Genomic DNA, 16,848 nt, shown 5'->3' with positions numbered 1-16,848 from the left:
CACCGTCCCGCACCGGGGCCGATCGGCGCCCGGGCCTGTGGACCGCGCACCGCTTGTGGACAGCCGCGTCACCCGGTACCCCGCGGGTCCCGTACACTTCTGGTGGCGATCCGGGTCACCGGGTCGACTTCGCACGCCCCGACACGAGGCCCGCACAGGTCCGTGTCAGCGCCCCTCGGTCCCTAGTGGCAGGCGCATCCGGGCGTCAGGCGCGGGAGCCGTCCGGCTCGCGCGGCACAACCGAGAAAACCAAGGAGATACGGCCATGGCCGTCGTCACGATGCGGGAGCTGCTGGAGAGCGGCGTCCACTTCGGTCACCAGACCCGCCGTTGGAACCCGAAGATGAAGCGCTTCATCTTCACGGAGCGCAACGGCATCTACATCATCGACCTGCTCCAGTCGCTGTCGTACATCGACCGCGCCTACGAGTTCGTCAAGGAGACCGTCGCCCACGGCGGCACGGTCATGTTCGTCGGCACGAAGAAGCAGGCGCAGGAGGCCATCGCCGAGCAGGCCACCCGCGTCGGCATGCCCTACGTCAACCAGCGCTGGCTGGGCGGCATGCTCACCAACTTCTCGACCGTCTACAAGCGTCTGCAGCGCCTCAAGGAGCTCGAGCAGATCGACTTCGAGGACGTGGCCGCCTCCGGCCTCACCAAGAAGGAGCTGCTGGTCCTCTCCCGCGAGAAGGCCAAGCTGGAGAAGACCCTCGGCGGTATCCGCGAGATGTCCAAGGTGCCCAGCGCCGTCTGGATCGTGGACACCAAGAAGGAGCACATCGCGGTCGGCGAGGCCCGGAAGCTCAACATCCCGGTCGTCGCCATCCTCGACACCAACTGCGACCCCGACGAGGTCGACTACAAGATCCCGGGCAACGACGACGCGATCCGCTCCGTCACCCTGCTCACCCGCGTGATCGCCGACGCCGTCGCCGAGGGCCTCATCGCCCGTTCCGGTGCCGCCGGCGGCGCCAAGGGCGAGAAGGCCGCGGGCGAGCCGCTCGCCGAGTGGGAGCGCGACCTGCTCGAGGGCGAGAAGGCCGAGAAGAAGGACGACGCCGAGGCCGCCGAGAAGCCCGCCGAGGCCCCGGCCGCCGAGGCCGCCCCGGCCGCCGAGGCGCCCGCCGCCGAGGCTCCGGCCGCGGACGCCGAGCAGGCCTGACCCCTCACCACCTTCGGGTTCTGGACGGCGGGGGCCCACGAAGCCCCCGCCGTCCGGCGCCCGTAGATCTTCAGACTTCGAGAGAGATTCCGGAATCATGGCGAACTACACCGCCGCCGACGTCAAGAAGCTCCGCGAGCTCACCGGCGCCGGCATGATGGACTGCAAGAAGGCGCTGGACGAGGCCGAGGGCAACGTCGAGAAGGCCGTCGAGGCGCTCCGCATCAAGGGTCAGAAGGGCGTCGCCAAGCGCGAGGGCCGCTCTGCCGAGAACGGCGCCGTCGTCTCGATCATCTCCGACGACAACACCTCGGGTGTCCTCGTCGAGCTGAAGTGCGAGACGGACTTCGTCGCCAAGGGCGAGAAGTTCCAGTCCGTCGCCAAGACCATCGCCGAGCACGTCGCCAAGGCCGCCCCGGCCGACCTCGAGGCCCTGCTCGCCTCCGAGATCGAGCCCGGCAAGACCGTCCAGGCGTACGTGGACGAGGCCAACGCCAACCTCGGCGAGAAGATCGTCCTGGACCGCTTCGCGCAGTTCTCCGGCGGCTTCGTGAGCGCGTACATGCACCGCACGATGCCCGACCTGCCCCCGCAGATCGGTGTCCTCGTCGAGCTGGACAAGCCCAACGCCGAGATCGCCAAGGGCGTCGCCCAGCACATCGCCGCCTTCGCGCCGAAGTACCTCTCCAAGGAGGACGTGCCGGCCGAGGTCGTCGAGACCGAGCGTCGCGTCGCCGAGGAGACCACCCGCGCCGAGGGCAAGCCCGAGGCCGCCCTGCCGAAGATCGTCGAGGGTCGCCTCAACGGCTTCTTCAAGGACGCCACCCTGCTCGGCCAGCCCTACGCCCTGGACAACAAGAAGTCCGTCCAGAAGGTGCTGGAAGAGGCCGGTGTCAGCCTGAAGCGCTTCTCGCGCATCAAGGTCGGCATCTGAGTCCGTACCGCGACGGACGTACGACCCCGGTAGGGTCGACAGCAGTCGTCGGCGCCGTTCGCGTACGCCGTTGCGTACGCGCGCGTGGCGGCGGACGACAGCAGATCTGACGAGGAGGCCATTGCCGCGTATGGGATGCGAAACCCGCCCCCGCCGGCAGTGGCCTTCTTCGTGTGTGTGACCCACGTAAAAGAGGCGAGATCTCCATGACCACCAAGGCCGAGAAGAGCGACGACGGCAAAGTACGCGGCCGCTTCATGCTGAAGCTGTCCGGAGAGGCCTTCTCCGGCGGTGGGGGCCTGGGCGTCGACCCCGACGTGGTGCACGCCATCGCCCGCGAGATCGCGGCCGTCGTCCGGGACGGCGCGCAGATCGCGATCGTCATCGGCGGCGGCAACTTCTTCCGCGGCGCCGAGCTGCAGGTGCGCGGCATGGACCGCGCCCGCTCCGACTACATGGGCATGCTCGGCACCGTGATGAACTGCCTGGCCCTCCAGGACTTCCTGGAGAAGGAGGGCGTCGACTGCCGCGTGCAGACCGCCATCACCATGGGCCAGGTCGCCGAGCCCTACATCCCGCTGCGCGCCGTGCGCCACCTGGAGAAGGGCCGCGTGGTCATCTTCGGTGCCGGTATGGGCATGCCGTACTTCTCCACCGACACCACCGCCGCCCAGCGTGCCCTCGAGATCGACGCCGAGGCCCTGCTCATGGGCAAGAACGGAGTGGACGGGGTCTACGACTCCGACCCGAAGACCAACCCGGACGCCGTGAAGTTCGACGCGCTCGGCTACGGCGAGGTCATCACCCGCGACCTGAAGGTCGCCGACGCCACGGCCGTCACCCTCTGCCGCGACAACAGCCTCCCCATCGTGGTCTTCGAGCTGTTGAAGGAGGGCAATATCGCCCGCGCCGTCAAGGGTGAGAAGATCGGCACGCTCGTGGGTGACCAGGGCAGCCGGGACTGACCGGAGAACACCCCCCGTCCGCGGACGCCACCTGTCCGGGGGACGGACGGGACGGGACCGGGCCGGGGGATGGACAATGTCCCGCCGGTCGGGAACCGTGCAGGAAGAACGCGACGCAGCCGGCCGCAGCTCCGACAGGGGACCGCAGCCGGGCCTACTCAAGACACGCAGGAGCAAGTGGTGATCGAAGAGACCCTCCTCGAGGCCGAGGAGAAGATGGAGAAGGCCGTCGTGGTCGCCAAGGAGGACTTCGCCGCGATCCGCACCGGCCGTGCGCACCCGGCGATGTTCAACAAGATCGTGGCCGACTACTACGGCGCGCCGACGCCGATCAACCAGCTGGCCTCGTTCTCCGTGCCCGAGCCGCGCATGGCCGTGGTGACCCCCTTCGACAAGAGCGCCCTGCGCAACATCGAGCAGGCGATCCGCGACTCCGACCTGGGCGTCAACCCGAGCAACGACGGCAACATCATCCGGGTGGTGTTCCCCGAGCTGACCGAGGACCGTCGCCGCGAGTACATCAAGGTCGCCAAGGGCAAGGGCGAGGACGCCAAGGTGTCCATCCGCTCCGTGCGCCGCAAGGCCAAGGACGCCATCGACAAGATGGTCAAGGACGGCGAGGTCGGTGAGGACGAGGGCCGCCGTGCGGAAAAGGAGCTCGACGACACCACCGCCAAGTACGTCGCGCAGGTGGACGAGCTCCTGAAGCACAAGGAAGCCGAACTGCTCGAGGTCTGATGAACGACTCTTCCTGGGGAGCGCCGCCACAAGCCGGGTACTGGGGGCCGTCCGACCAGGGACCCGTCCAGGGCGCCGGTCCGGCGGGTCCCGCGTACGATGCGCACTACGCGCAGCAGACTCGCCCCATGCCCATCGTGCCCGACGTACCCGAACACGGCGGAGACCAGGACGACGACGACCAGGGGACTGCTCGGCCGAGCGGTCCCCTGTTCCGGGACGAGCCGTTCCACGACCAGTCCGGTCGCGACGAGCCGTATCGCGACCAGAACCCGTCGGCGCAGCCGTATGCGGCGGTGCCGCAGAATCCGGAGCCCATGCCCGACGCCCCGCAGCCGGCGCAGCCCCAGCCGCCGCAGAAGAAGAGCGCGGGCCGCGATCTGGGGGCCGCGATAGGGGTCGGCGTCGGCCTCGGCGTGGTGATCATCGCGTCGCTGTTCGTCGTCAAGGAAGTCTTCGTCGGCGTGATCGCGGTCGCCGTCGTCGTGGGCCTGTGGGAACTGACCAAGCGGCTGGAGGAGCGCAAGGGCATCAAGGCGCCCCTCGTACCGCTCGCCATCGGCGGCGCGGCGATGGTGGTCGCCGGTTACGCACGCGGCGCCGAGGGGGCGTGGGTCGCCATGGCGCTGACGGCGCTCGCGGTCCTCGTCTGGCGGATGACCGAGCCGCCCGAGGGCTATCTCAAGGACGTCACCGCGGGTCTGTTCGCCGCGTTCTACGTACCGTTCCTGGCCACGTTCGTCGCCATGATGCTGATGGCGGACGACGGTGCCTGGCGCGTCCTGGTCTTCCTGATACTGACGGTCGTCAGCGACACCGGGGCCTACGCCGTCGGCTGGCGCTTCGGCAGGAAGAAGCTCGCCCCGCGCATCAGCCCCGGCAAGACCCGCGAGGGGCTGCTCGGCGCGGTGGCGTTCGCGATGGTGGCGGGCGCGCTGTGCGTGCAGTTCCTGATCGACGACGGCACCTGGTGGCAGGGCCTCCTGCTCGGCCTCGCGGTCGCCGTCAGCGCCACGCTGGGCGACCTCGGCGAGTCCATGATCAAGCGCGACCTCGGCATCAAGGACATGGGCACCCTCCTGCCGGGTCACGGCGGCATCATGGACCGGCTGGACTCCCTGCTGCCGACGGCGCCGGTGGTGTGGCTGCTGCTGGTGATCTTCGTCGGGTCGGGTTGACAGCGATCAGGTAGCCTGGAAGGGCCTGCGGCTTGTGGCTGCGGGCCCTTCCGTGTGTCCCCGCCACTGCGGGGGTCTTCCAGTGAGGTCTCCTGGCTTCGGCATGGTCCTGCCGTCGTCCCCGCAGACGCGGGGGGTTGCCACAGGCCCGCAGTCATGAGGAGTTGTCCGACCGTGGCCCGTCCAGCCCCCGGTGAGCTGACCTTCGCCGCACCCCGCGGAGCGAAGCGGCCCCCGCGGCACCTTGCCGACCTCACGCCCGCCGAGCGCAAGGAGGCCGTCGCCGCGACCGGCGAGAAGCCGTTCCGCGCCAAGCAGCTCTCGCAGCACTACTTCGCGCGCTACGCACACGACCCCGAGCAGTGGACCGACATCCCCGCCGGTTCGCGCGAGCGGCTGCGGGAGGCACTGCTGCCCGAGCTGATGACGGTCGTGCGGCACCTGTCGACCGACCAGGGGACCACGCGCAAGACGCTGTGGAAGCTGTTCGACGGGACGCTGGTCGAGTCCGTCCTCATGCGCTACCCGGACCGGGTCACCATGTGCATCAGCTCCCAGGCGGGCTGCGGCATGAACTGCCCGTTCTGCGCCACCGGCCAGGCCGGCCTCGACCGCAACCTGTCGACCGCCGAGATCGTGCACCAGATCGTCGACGGCATGCGGGCGCTCAGGGACGGCGAGGTCCCGGGAGGCCCCGCGCGGCTCAGCAACATCGTGTTCATGGGCATGGGCGAGCCCCTCGCCAACTACAACCGCGTCGTCGGCTCCATCCGCCGCCTCACCGACCCCGAGCCGGACGGGCTGGGGCTCTCCCAGCGCGGCATCACCGTCTCCACGGTCGGCCTGGTCCCGGCGATCCACCGCTTCGCCGACGAGGGCTTCAAGTGCCGCCTCGCCATCTCCCTGCACGCTCCCGACGACGAGCTGCGCGACACCCTCGTCCCCGTCAACACGCGGTGGAAGGTGCGCGAGGTGCTGGACGCCGGGTTCGAGTACGCGGCGAAGTCCGGGCGCCGGCTGTCCATCGAGTACGCCCTGATCCGCGACATCAACGACCAGGCCTGGCGCGGTGACCGCCTCGGGAGGCTGCTCAAGGGCAAGCCCGTGCACGTCAACCTGATTCCGCTCAACCCCACGCCCGGCTCCAAGTGGACCGCGTCCCGGCCCGAGGACGAGAAGGCGTTCGTGGAGGCGATCGCGGCGCACGGTGTGCCGGTGACGATCCGGGACACCCGCGGACAGGAGATCGACGGGGCGTGTGGTCAGCTCGCCGCGAGCGAGCGGTAACCTGACCGGCGGAAGTACGTCAGCACAGTCACATCTTCATATTCCGACAGGGGAGCGCCACAGCGCTGAGAGTGCGGCACCGGCCGCAGACCCTCCGAACCTGGCCCAGGTCATTCTGGGTAGGGAGATCGGTCACCACTCGAGCTGTTGCGCCCTGCCCGGGACCCTCGCCAGGGGTTCCGGGCGGGGCCGCGTCTTCTCCTGGTCCCCCAGGAGGAATCCAGTGAGCATCACCAAGAAGGTCAGCGTCCTGGCCGTCGGCCTCGGCATGGTCGGCACCCTGGCCGCCTGCGGATCGTCGTCCGACGACGCCGGCGGCGGCTCGGGCGGCGCCAAGACCGTCACCCTCGTCAGCCACGACTCGTGGGCCGCGTCGAAGGACGTCATCGCCGCCTTCGAGAAGGAGTCCGGCTACAAGGTCAAGGTCCTCAAGGACGGCGACGCCGGGCAGGCCGTCAACAAGGCCATCCTGACCAAGGACAACCCGCAGGGCGACGTGTTCTTCGGCGTCGACAACACCCTGCTGTCCCGCGCCCTCGACAACGGCCTGTTCCAGCCGTACGAGGCGAAGGGCTCCGACCAGGTCCGGCCCGAGTACCGGACCGACCAGGACAAGCACCGGGTCACGCCCGTCGACACGGGCGACATCTGCGTCAACTACGACAAGGCCTGGTTCAGCGAGCACAAGCTGACCCCGCCGAAGTCCTTCGACGACCTCGTCAAGCCCGAGTACAAGGACCTGCTCGTCACCGAGAACGCGGGCAGTTCCTCGCCGGGTCTCGGTTTCCTGCTCGGCACCGCCGCCCAGTACGGCGACGGGGGCTGGGAGGGCTACTGGAAGAAGCTCGAGGCGAACGGCGTCAAGGTCGTCGACAGCTGGGAGCAGGCGTACAACGAGGAGTTCTCCGGCTCGGCCGGCGGCAAGAAGGCGGGGGGCGACCGCCCGCTCGTCGTCTCCTACGCCTCCTCCCCGCCCGTCGAGGTCGTCTACGCCGACCCGCAGCCGGACACCGCCCCCACGGGCGTCGCCGACGGCACCTGCTTCCGGCAGGTCGAGTACGCGGGCCTGCTCGGCAACGCCAGGAACCCCGAGGGCGGCAAGGCGCTCCTCGACTTCATGCTGAGCAAGTCCTTCCAGGAGGACATGCCGCTGAACATGTTCGTCTACCCGGTGCGGGAGGGCGCCCAGGTCCCCGAGGTGTTCTCGAAGTTCGGGCCGCAGGCGAAGGACCCGCAGACCCTCGACCCGGCGAAGATCGCCGACAACCGCGACCAGTGGGTCAAGTCGTGGACCTCCCTCGTACTGAAGTGAGCCGGCAGGGCGAGCGGGCGCGGACCGTGCGCGGGAGCGCGGCGCGGCTCGGCCTCGTGGCCGTGCCCGTCGCGTTCTTCGCGGTCTTCTTCGCCTACCCCGTCGCCGCCATCGTCGCGCGCGGCCTCAAGGTCGACGGGGTCTGGCGGCTCGGCCGGATCGGGGACGTGCTCGCACAGTCCGACGTGCGGCACGTCCTGTGGTTCACCACCTGGCAGGCGCTGGCGTCCACCGCGCTCACGCTGCTGGTCGCACTGCCCGGTGCGTACGTCTTCGCCCGCTTCGACTTCCCCGGCAAACAGGTGCTGCGGGCCGTGGTGACGGTGCCGTTCGTGCTGCCGACGGTCGTCGTCGGCACGGCCTTCCTGGCGCTGGTCGGGCGCGGCGGACTGCTCGACGAGCTGTGGGGCCTGCGTCTGGACACCACCGTGTGGGCGATCCTGCTCGCGCACGTCTTCTTCAACTACGCCGTCGTCGTCCGCACCGTCGGCGGCTTGTGGTCGCAGCTCGACCCACGGCAGGAGGAGGCAGCGCGGATGCTGGGCGCCTCGCGGCTGCGGGCCTGGCGGCAGGTGACGCTGCCCGCGCTGGCGCCCGCCGTGGCCGCCGCCGCGCTGATGGTCTTCCTGTTCACCTTCACCTCCTTCGGCGTCGTCCAGATCCTCGGCGGCCCCACCTTCTCCACCCTCGAAGTGGAGATCTACCGCCAGACCTCCCAGGTCTTCGACCTGTCCACGGCCGCCGTGCTGACGCTGATCCAGTTCACGGCCGTCGCCGCCGTCCTCGCCGTGCACGCCTGGACGGTACGGCGGCGCGAGAGCGCCCTCAGGCTGGTCGACGCGGCCACGACCGCGCGCCGGCCGCGCGGAGCCGGACAGTGGGCGCTGCTGGCCGGGGTCCTGGGCGTCGTCGCCGTCCTGCTGGTGCTGCCGCTCGCGGTGCTGGTCCAGCGGTCACTGGGCGCCTCCGGGTTCGGCTACTACCGCGCGCTGACCCGTGAGGACGGCGGCACCTTCCTCGTCCCGCCGATCGAGGCGATCGGCAACTCCCTCCAGTACGCCGTCGCCGCGACCGCCATCGCCGTGGTGATCGGCGCGCTGGCCGCGACCGCGCTCACCCGGCGCGACGCGGGCCGCTTCGTACGCGGGTTCGACGCGCTGCTGATGCTGCCGCTCGGGGTGTCGGCGGTGACGGTCGGCTTCGGTTTCCTGATCGCGCTGGACGAACCCCCGCTGGACCTCAGGTCCTCGTGGATCCTGGTGCCGCTCGCGCAGGCGCTGGTGGGCGTCCCCTTCGTCGTACGCACCATGCTGCCGGTGCTGCGGGCGGTGGACGGGCGGCTGCGGGAGGCGGCGGCGGTGCTGGGCGCGTCCCCGTGGCGGGTGTGGCGCGAGGTGGACCTGCCGATGGTGCGCAGGGCGCTGCTGGTCGCGGCCGGGTTCGCCTTCGCCGTGTCACTCGGGGAGTTCGGGGCGACCGTCTTCATCGCACGGCCCGACAATCCGACCCTGCCGGTCGCCGTGGCGCGGCTGCTGGGCCGGCCGGGGGACATGAACTACGGCCAGGCGATGGCCCTTTCGACGATTCTGATGCTGGTGTGCGCCGTGGCCCTGGTGGTGCTGGAGCGGCTGCGGACAGACCGGAGCGGGGAGTTCTGACATGCCACCCATGCCACCCATGCCGTCGAGCCTGCTGAGCATCGAAGGCGCCACCGTCCGCTTCGGCGGGCGGGCCGTGCTCGACACCGTCGACCTGGCGGTCGCCGCGCACGAGGTGGTGTGTGTGCTCGGGCCCAGCGGCAGCGGCAAGTCGACGCTCCTGCGGGCGGTCGCCGGACTCCAGTCGCTGGACGCCGGGCGGGTGGTGCTGGACGGACGGGACCAGACCGGGGTGCCCGCGCACCGGCGCGAGGTCGGGCTGATGTTCCAGGACCACCAGCTCTTCCCGCAGCGGGACGTGGCCGGGAACGTCGCCTTCGGACCGCGGATGCGCGGCGCCTCCCGGGCCGAGCAGCGGGACCGGGTGGGGGAACTGCTGGAGCTGGTCGGGCTGCCGGACGCCGCCCGCCGGTCCGTCGCCGCGCTGTCCGGTGGTGAGCAGCAGAGAGTGGCACTGGCCCGTGCCCTCGCCCCCCGGCCGCGGCTGCTGATGCTGGACGAGCCCCTCGGGCAGCTGGACCGTTCGCTGCGGGAGCGGCTCGTGGTGGAACTGCGGGAGCTGTTCGGGCGGTTGGGCACGACGGTGCTGGCCGTGACCCACGACCAGGGCGAGGCCTTCGCGCTCGCCGACCGGGTCGTGGTGATGCGGGACGGGCGGATCGCCCAGTCGGGGACGCCTCTGGAGGTGTGGCAGCGGCCGGCGGACGCGTTCGTGGCCCGTTTCCTCGGATTCGACAACGTCGCCGAGGCGTCCGTCGCCGGGCAATCCGCGGACACCCCGTGGGGCAAGCTGCCGGTCCCCGAGGACGCCCCGCAGGGCACGCGGACGGTCCTCGTGCGGCCGGCCGGGGTCCGTGTCGTCCCCGCCGACGAGGGCCTGCGCTGCACGGTCACGGCCCGCACCTTCCGCGGCACCCACGTCGCCGTCCACCTGCAGCCCGAGGACGCGCCCCGCCTGGAGGCAGCCTGCGCGCTGCGCGACGCGCCCGAGGTCGGGGACGCGGTCGGGGTGGAGTTCGACGCGGCCGAGATCGTGGTGCTCGGGTGATCGGCCCGCTCACGGACGTCCTGCCGGCCTTCCACGGCCGCCTGCCGCTGGACGCGCCGGGGCTCGAGGTGCTCGGTGACCGCGAGTTGCTCGAACTCCGGTCGGCGAAGGCGACGTTCGGCTGACACGACGGTGGCCCGCCCCGGACCGGGACGGGCCACCGCTGTGTGAACCGGTGTGCGGGCGTCAGCGGTTGCTGTTCGCTCCGCGACGGCGCAGGCCGAAGAAGACGGCACCGCCACCCACGACGACCAGGGCCGCCGCGATACCGGCGATCATGCCGGTGTTGGAGTTGGCGCCGGTCTCGGCGAGGTTGGAGTCACCGGCCGCCGGGGACGGGGCGTTGTCGTTCGGTGCGGCCGCCGGCGCGCTGCTCTCCGGCTGCGACGGCGCGGGGGCCGACGTGGACGGCTCGGGCGCCGGGGACTCCGTCTCGTCGGACGGGGTCGAGGAGCTCTCCGACGGGGTCGGCGTCGGGGTGTCCTCGGTCTTGCAGGGCGTCGACGGGGTGGTGACGTCCGGCTTGATGAAGTCGTCGACGTACCTGTCGGCCTTGACGTGGACGCGGTACTCCGTGTTCGGCTTCCAGTCCACGGCGAAGTTGACGGTGGTGCCCTCCTTGGAGCCCTTGACCGTCTCCTGGCCGACCTGCTCGCCGGTGCTCTTGAGCGTGACCGTGATGGTGGCCGGAACACCGGTCGGGTCCACGTCGGTGACGGTGATGACACCGTTGTCGCCGTCGCACTGGGCCTTGGCGGAGAACTCGCTGATGTCGCAGGCGAGGGCGGTGCCGGAGGCGCTGAGCGCCAGGGCCGCGGAGGCGGCGACGACGCCGAGGGCGCGGGCGCCGCGGCGGGATGCCGTACGGCTGATTATGGACAGGACTGCCACGTTTGTCCTTTACGGGAGCGCGGATGCGGGGGGTGGAGGGGGCGCCGACGCTCGATGACGCGGCATCAGCACACCCATGAGCCTCACTGGTCTATAAGCGGGGCGTAAGAAGTGTCAACGCATATGCCGCCGAGGGCTGTTGACTTTGCCGTCTTATTAACCGCCGAGACGTTTCAGCGCCTCCGGAGCCTCGTCGATTCGGCCAACCAGTGCGATTCGAGACTCCATTGCCCGGCCCTTCGCCAGCGAGCGCAGCAGTGGCCAGGCCGGCAGGGTCTCGGTCCAGTGCTCCCGGTCCACGAGCACCATGGGGGTGGGCTCGCCGCGCGACTCGTAGTAGTTCGGCGTCGCGTTGTCGAAGATCTCCTGCAAGGTGCCGGCCGCACCCGGCAGGAACACCACGCCCGCCGTGGAGCGGGCCAGGAGACCGTCCTCGCGGGTGGCGTTGGCGAAGTACTTGGCGATGTGCGTGGCGAAGGCGTTGGGCGGTTCGTGGCCGTAGAACCAGGTCGGGATGCCGATCGAGGCACCGCCGTCGGGCCAGCGTTCGCGCACCTCGAACGCGGTTCGCGCCCAGTCGGTGACCGAGGGCGCGAACGACGTGACCTTGGCGAGCAGCATCAGGGCCTCGTCCAGCATGCCGTCGCCGAACGGGGCGGCGTACGCGCCGAGGTTCGCGGCCTCCATCGCGCCGGGACCGCCGCCCGTGGCCACCGTGAGCCCGGCGCGGGCCAGTTCGCGGCCCAGACGTGCGGCACCCGCGTACTCCGCGGTGCCGCGCGCCATGGCGTGGCCGCCCATGACGCCCACCACCCGGGCGCCGGCGACGAGTTCGTCCAGCGCGTCCGAGACGGCGTCGTCGTGGATCGCGCGCAGCATGGAGGCGAAGACGTCCCCGTCGGCCTTGGTCTGCTGGAACCAGTCGTACGCGAGGGCGTCCGGTGTCGCCCCGTAGCCCTCGTCGAGGCGGGCGAACAGCTCGTCGGGGGAGTAGACGCGTCCCCGGTAGGGGTCGAAGGGGAGGCCCGGTATGGGAGGGAAGACCAGGGCGCCGGCGGCGCGGACCCGGGCGGCCGCGCCGGGGTCCATCGGACAGCCGAGGAAGACGGCGCCCGTGGTGTCGGCGGCGAGCAGTGCGTCCGTACGGCCCGTCAGGTCGACGGCCTGGACGCGGTGGTGGGCGAGGGAGGCGGACGCCGAGACGACGCGGTCGAACTCGGCGAGGCTCTCGATCTCCCGGTCGTGCGAAGCGTGGTGGGACTGGAACTGTGACAGTGACGCCGACCCGTGCGGTGACCGGGCCCTGCGCCGGGCGGGTGTCTGATCGGGTGTCTGATCCACCCGCCCATGCTAGGCGTGCGTCCTGATCAGCCCTGGACCGCCGCCGGGTCCATCCAGACGACCTCGAAGGTGTGGCCGTCGGGGTCGTCGAAGGCCCGGCCGTACATGAAGCCGTGGTCCTGGGTCTCGCCGGTGACCGAGCCGCCGGCCGCGACCGCCTTCTCCACCAGTTCGTCGACCTTCTCGCGGCTCTCGGCGCTCAGCGCGATCAGCACCTCGCTGGTCTTCGTCGAGTCCGCGACGTCCTTCTTGGTGAACTGGAGGTACTTCTGCGGCGTGTGCACCATCACGACGATCGTGTCGCTCACCGGGAAGGAGGCGGTGCTGTCGTCGCTGAACTGGGCGTTGAGCTCCCAGCCCAGCCCGGTGAAGAACTTCTTGGAGACGTCCAGGTCGTTGGTGGCCAGGTTCACGAAGATCATCTGCTGGTACATGGGGGCCTCTCCCGTTTCATGCGTTGCGGTCGTCGTGCCGTTCGAAGAGGTAGACGGGAGGCGGCCCCGGAACTCATCGCCGGTTCGCGGACTTTCTCAAGAATATTTTCGCGTCCGGGGTGCGGATCGGTCGTTGCTCAGTGGTCCAACGGCAGCGCCGCCAGCACCGCGACGATCAGCGTCAGCGGACCGAACAGGGCGAGCAGCGCGGCGGCGCGTACCGCGGCGGCGCCGCGCAGGGTCGACGGGGGCGCGCCGAGCCGGAGCAGGGCGTCCGTGGTGTCGGCGCGGGCGTGTTTGGCCGCGACGGCCGCGGTGAGGAGGGTGGCCACCGTGCAGCCCGCCACGAGGAGGGCGCCCAGGGTGGCGAGCGGGCCGAAGGCCGGTCCGTCCCCGTCGTACACCGTGGCGGCCACGTAGGCCGCGGCGGCTACGGCGGCGACGACGCCGAGGGGGCGGCCGATGCGGTGGGACTCCTCCATGAGGACGCGGCCGGCCAGCAGACGCAGCGCGCCGGGGCGGGCGGCCTGCAGCAGCCTGCCGCACAGGTGGGTGAGGCCCGGGCCGGCCAGGGCGAGCCCCAGTGCGGTGAGGGCCCAGCCGATCAGGACGCCGGCGGAGGGGGCGGTGCCGGGGGTGGGGGCGGGGGAGGCGTTGCCGGTGTAGGTCTCGACGGTGAGGCCTGCGGCGAGTACGGCGACGCCCCAGGGGAGGGCGGTGGTGTTCGGGGGGCGGGGAGTGGGCTCGGGGTCTGTCTCCGGCGTCTGCGTGGTGACGTCCGCCGGGTGGGAGGGGACGGCGTCCAGCGTCTGTGTGGCGCCGTCCGTCGCCGCCGGGGGCCGGGGGTCACTCGCCCGCGTTTGCAGGGTGCCGCCTGTGCCCGCCCGTGCCGCCCCAGCGGCACGACTGCCCGCGGCAACGGCGGTGCGGGAGCCGAAGCGGCCGTAGGCGCCGAAGGTTTCGCGGGCCTTGCCCCAGCCGTAGGCACCGAAGCGGCCGTAGCCGCGCGGGGCGGTGGCCGCGGCGGGCCGGGGGTCGCGGGGGCGCAGCGTGTGGGCCACCGCGCCCGAGGCGATCACCGGGACGAGGACCAGCAGGGTCAGGACGGCCGGGGCGGGGAGGGACTGGCCGACGGCCAGGGCGTCCGCCGCCACGCGGCCGGAGGGCGGGCCGCCCGTCAGGTCGCCGCGCAGGTGGAGGAAGAGGAACAGGGCCGCCACCGAACCCAGTACGGCGGACAGGGCCGTCGTCGTCGCCGAGACCGCCATCAGCCGGCCGGGGCCCAGGCCGATCGCCGACAGCCCCGCGCGGGGCCGGGTCCCGGGGTCCGTGCGGGCCACGGCGACCGCGAGGTGTACCGCGGCGGCCAGCGGCGCCGCGCACCAGGCCAGGCGGAGGGCGGCGGCGCCGGGTGTGTCCGGGTGGCTCAGCGCGTAGCCGAGGGCGCACAGCAGCAGGAAGCCCGTGCCCGCCGAGGCCACCGCGACCAGCAGGCGGCGCAGGTGGACGGCGAGGTGGGCGGTGCGGGTCAGGCGGAGAGCGAGCACGCCGCCCGGCCTTCCGTTCCGGGAGTCCCGGCGGCACCAGTGGCCACCGCGGTCTCGGCGAGCGGGGGCAGGTGCACGGTCCGCACCCGCCGTCCGTCGAGCAGTGCCACCGCGCGGTCCGCCAGGGCGGCGGTCTGCGCGTCGTGCGTGGCGAGCAGTACGGTGATGCCGTGCGAGCGGGCCGCCGTGGTGAGCGTCCGCAGCACCTGGGCGCGGTCGGCGCGGTGCAGCGGGGCCGTCGGCTCGTCGGCGAAGAGGACGGCCGGGGCGACGGCGAGGGCGCGGGCGATGCAGACGCGCTGCCGCTCGGCCTGCCGGAGTTCGTGCGGGCGCCGGCGTGCCTTGCCGCCGACGTCGAGGCGGTCCAGCCAGTCCAGGGCGGCGGTCTTGGCCCGGCGCCGGCCGGTGCCGCGCAGCATGAGGGGGAGCGCTGCGTTCTCCCAGGCGTTCAGCTCCGGGACGAGTGCCGGGGTGGGGTCGATCCAGCCGAAGCGGTCGCGGCGCAGCCGTTCGCGGCCGAGCGGGCCCATGGTGTGCACCGGCACGCTGTTGAACCAGACCTCGCCGTCCTGCGGCTTGACCAGGCCGGACAGGCACCGCAGCAGCGTGGTCTTGCCGCTGCCGCGCGGGCCGCTCACGGCGAGGATCTCGCCCTCGCGCACGCCGAGCGACACGCCTTGCAGCGCGGGGGAGCCGTCGTGGTGCTGGAAGTGCAGGGCGCGGGCCCAGAGCACGTCGTTGTCCGGCGGGGCCTCCATGGGCGTACACCTCGGTTCTGATCCGTATTTCCCCGGCTGTGTCGTCCCCCTTCCGGGGGAACGAAGACGGGGCCGATCGGTCACTGGGCACGCTAGGCAGTCCCCGCGCGGGGGCCGGACAGCACGAGGCCCCGGGCCGCCGTGTCTCACTCGAACGGGCGGCACCGGGGCCGGTGATGATCCTCTCAAAACATGATCAGAGGCTGATCGGAGGACGGATCAGAGCTTCGTCCACGCCTCCGTCAGCGTGGCGCGCAGGATCTGCTCGATTTCGTCGAAGGTCTCCTGGTTGGAGATCAGCGGCGGGGCGAGCTGGATGACCGGGTCGCCGCGGTCGTCGGCACGGCAGTACAGCCCGTTCTCGAACAGCTTCTTCGAGAGGAAGCCGTACAGGACCCGCTCGGTCTCCTCCTCGTTGAAGGACTCCTTGGTTGCCTTGTCCTTGACCAGCTCGATGCCGTAGAAGAAGCCGTTGCCGCGGACGTCGCCGACGATCGGCAGGTCGTGCAGCTTCTCCAGGGTGGCGCGGAAGGCGCCCTCGTTGTCCAGCACGTGCTGGTTGAGACCCTCGCGCTCGAAGAGGTCGAGGTTGGCGATGCCGACCGCGGCGGAGACCGGGTGGCCGCCGAAGGTGTAGCCGTGCAGGAAGGTGTTGTCGCCCTTGTAGAACGGCTCGGCCAGGCGGTCGGAGATGATGCAGGCGCCGATCGGGGAGTAGCCCGAGGTCATGCCCTTGGCGCAGGTGATCATGTCCGGGACGTAGCCGAACTTGTCGCAGGCGAAGGTCGTGCCGAGGCGGCCGAAGGCGCAGATGACCTCGTCCGAGACGAGCAGCACGTCGTACTGGTCGCAGATCTCGCGCACCCGCTGGAAGTAGCCCGGCGGGGGCGGGAAGCAGCCGCCGGCGTTCTGCACGGGCTCCAGGAAGACCGCGGCGACGGTGTCCGGGCCCTCGAAGAGGATCTGCTGCTCGATCTGGTCGGCGGCCCAGCGGCCGAAGGCCTCGGGGTCGTCGCCGAAGAGCGGCGCGCGGTAGATGTTGGTGTTCGGCACCTTGTGCGCGCCGGGGACCAGCGGCTCGAAGGGGGCCTTCAGGCCCGGCAGGCCGGTGATGGACAGGGCGCCCTGCGGGGTGCCGTGGTAGGCCACCGCGCGGGAGATCACCTTGTACTTGGTGGGCTTGCCGGTGAGCTTGAAGTACTGCTTGGCGAGCTTCCAGGCGGTCTCGACCGCCTCGCCGCCGCCGGTGGTGAAGAAGACCTTGTTGAGGTCGCCGGGGGCCTCGTTCGCCAGGCGCTCGGCCAGCTCGACGGCCTTGGGGTGGGCGTAGGACCACACCGGGAAGAAGGCGAGCTCCTGCGCCTGCTTCGAGGCGGTCTCCGCGAGCTCCTGGCGGCCGTGTCCGGCCTGGACCACGAACAGGCCGGCGAGGCCGTCGAGGTAGCGCTTGCCCTTGTCGTCGTAGATGTGGGTGCCCTCACCGCGGACGATGGTGGGGACGGGGGCGTTCTCGTACGACGACATGCGGGTGAAGTGCATCCACAGGTGGTCGTACGCGGCCTTGCTGAGGTCCTTGGGGCTGTCGGTGCTCACGA

At 71.2% G+C, this 16,848-nt stretch carries 16 protein-coding genes and 1 riboswitch; of the genes, 10 read left to right on the top strand and 6 right to left on the bottom strand.

What is annotated here, in order from left to right:
* Positions 1-265: 265 nt before the first annotated feature.
* The 10 genes from rpsB (at position 266) to NI25_RS40480 (ending at position 10,407) form a co-directional block, all read left to right on the top strand.
* Positions 266-1,162, top strand: coding sequence for a 30S ribosomal protein S2 (rpsB, locus tag NI25_RS11130; protein ID WP_031039588.1), 897 nt, complete (start codon positions 266-268; stop codon positions 1,160-1,162).
* Positions 1,163-1,259: 97 nt separating this feature from the next.
* Complete coding sequence (tsf, locus tag NI25_RS11125) at positions 1,260-2,096, top strand: translation elongation factor Ts (protein ID WP_061442314.1); 837 nt, start codon at positions 1,260-1,262, stop codon at positions 2,094-2,096.
* A 206-nt stretch (positions 2,097-2,302) separates the two neighbouring features.
* Positions 2,303-3,061: a UMP kinase gene (pyrH, locus tag NI25_RS11120; protein WP_007444937.1), complete on the top strand. Its 759-nt coding sequence runs from the start codon at positions 2,303-2,305 to the stop codon at positions 3,059-3,061.
* Positions 3,062-3,241: 180 nt separating this feature from the next.
* A complete protein-coding gene (gene frr, locus NI25_RS11115) occupies positions 3,242-3,799 on the top strand; it encodes a ribosome recycling factor (protein WP_030402292.1) in 558 nt (185 codons plus the stop codon).
* A complete protein-coding gene (locus NI25_RS11110; protein ID WP_061442313.1) occupies positions 3,799-4,977 on the top strand; it encodes a phosphatidate cytidylyltransferase in 1,179 nt (392 codons plus the stop codon). The genes frr and NI25_RS11110 overlap by 1 nt, the downstream gene beginning before the upstream one ends.
* A gap of 174 nt (positions 4,978-5,151) precedes the next feature.
* The gene (rlmN, locus tag NI25_RS11105) at positions 5,152-6,264 is read left to right on the top strand and encodes a 23S rRNA (adenine(2503)-C(2))-methyltransferase RlmN (RefSeq protein WP_233520717.1); all 1,113 of its coding nucleotides are present in this window, start codon (positions 5,152-5,154) and stop codon (positions 6,262-6,264) included.
* A 38-nt stretch (positions 6,265-6,302) separates the two neighbouring features.
* Positions 6,303-6,408: riboswitch (TPP riboswitch) on the top strand.
* 79 nt (positions 6,409-6,487) lie between these two features.
* Positions 6,488-7,576 (top strand): thiamine ABC transporter substrate-binding protein, encoded by a 1,089-nt coding sequence (locus tag NI25_RS11100; RefSeq protein WP_061442311.1) that lies wholly within the window; start codon positions 6,488-6,490, stop codon positions 7,574-7,576.
* On the top strand, positions 7,573-9,234 hold the full coding sequence (locus NI25_RS11095) for an ABC transporter permease (RefSeq protein ID WP_107071692.1): 1,662 nt from the start codon (positions 7,573-7,575) through the stop codon (positions 9,232-9,234). Before NI25_RS11100 ends, NI25_RS11095 begins: the two co-directional genes overlap by 4 nt.
* A gap of 19 nt (positions 9,235-9,253) precedes the next feature.
* Positions 9,254-10,282: an ABC transporter ATP-binding protein gene (locus NI25_RS11090; RefSeq protein WP_061442310.1), complete on the top strand. Its 1,029-nt coding sequence runs from the start codon at positions 9,254-9,256 to the stop codon at positions 10,280-10,282.
* On the top strand, positions 10,279-10,407 hold the full coding sequence (locus NI25_RS40480) for a hypothetical protein (RefSeq protein WP_267485612.1): 129 nt from the start codon (positions 10,279-10,281) through the stop codon (positions 10,405-10,407). The genes NI25_RS11090 and NI25_RS40480 overlap by 4 nt, the downstream gene beginning before the upstream one ends.
* Before the next feature lie 61 nt (positions 10,408-10,468).
* Here NI25_RS40480 and NI25_RS11085 read toward each other — a convergent pair whose 3' ends face one another.
* The 6 genes from NI25_RS11085 to NI25_RS11060 all read right to left on the bottom strand — a co-directional run bounded on the left by NI25_RS11085 (position 10,469) and on the right by NI25_RS11060 (position 16,846).
* A complete protein-coding gene (locus NI25_RS11085; protein WP_061442309.1) occupies positions 10,469-11,173 on the bottom strand; it encodes an LAETG motif-containing sortase-dependent surface protein in 705 nt (234 codons plus the stop codon).
* 156 nt (positions 11,174-11,329) lie between these two features.
* Positions 11,330-12,448: an LOG family protein gene (locus tag NI25_RS11080; RefSeq protein WP_061446866.1), complete on the bottom strand. Its 1,119-nt coding sequence runs from the start codon at positions 12,446-12,448 to the stop codon at positions 11,330-11,332.
* Positions 12,449-12,540: 92 nt separating this feature from the next.
* A complete protein-coding gene (locus tag NI25_RS11075) occupies positions 12,541-12,948 on the bottom strand; it encodes a VOC family protein (protein WP_061442308.1) in 408 nt (135 codons plus the stop codon).
* Positions 12,949-13,085: 137 nt separating this feature from the next.
* Positions 13,086-14,495, bottom strand: a complete 1,410-nt coding sequence (locus NI25_RS11070) for a hypothetical protein (protein ID WP_061442307.1) — start codon at positions 14,493-14,495, stop codon at positions 13,086-13,088.
* Positions 14,477-15,253, bottom strand: a complete 777-nt coding sequence (locus tag NI25_RS11065; protein ID WP_061442306.1) for an ABC transporter ATP-binding protein — start codon at positions 15,251-15,253, stop codon at positions 14,477-14,479. Before NI25_RS11065 ends, NI25_RS11070 begins: the two co-directional genes overlap by 19 nt.
* A gap of 219 nt (positions 15,254-15,472) precedes the next feature.
* Positions 15,473-16,846 carry an aspartate aminotransferase family protein gene (locus NI25_RS11060; RefSeq protein ID WP_061442305.1) on the bottom strand — a complete coding sequence of 458 codons (1,374 nt, stop codon included), beginning with the start codon at positions 16,844-16,846 and terminating at the stop codon, positions 15,473-15,475.
* Positions 16,847-16,848 lie beyond the last annotated feature (2 nt).

Origin of the sequence: Streptomyces sp. CCM_MD2014 (assembly GCF_000772045.1) — a bacterium.
Lineage (GTDB): Bacteria > Actinomycetota > Actinomycetes > Streptomycetales > Streptomycetaceae > Streptomyces > Streptomyces salinarius.
This window is presented reverse-complemented; position numbering and strand designations above follow the sequence as displayed.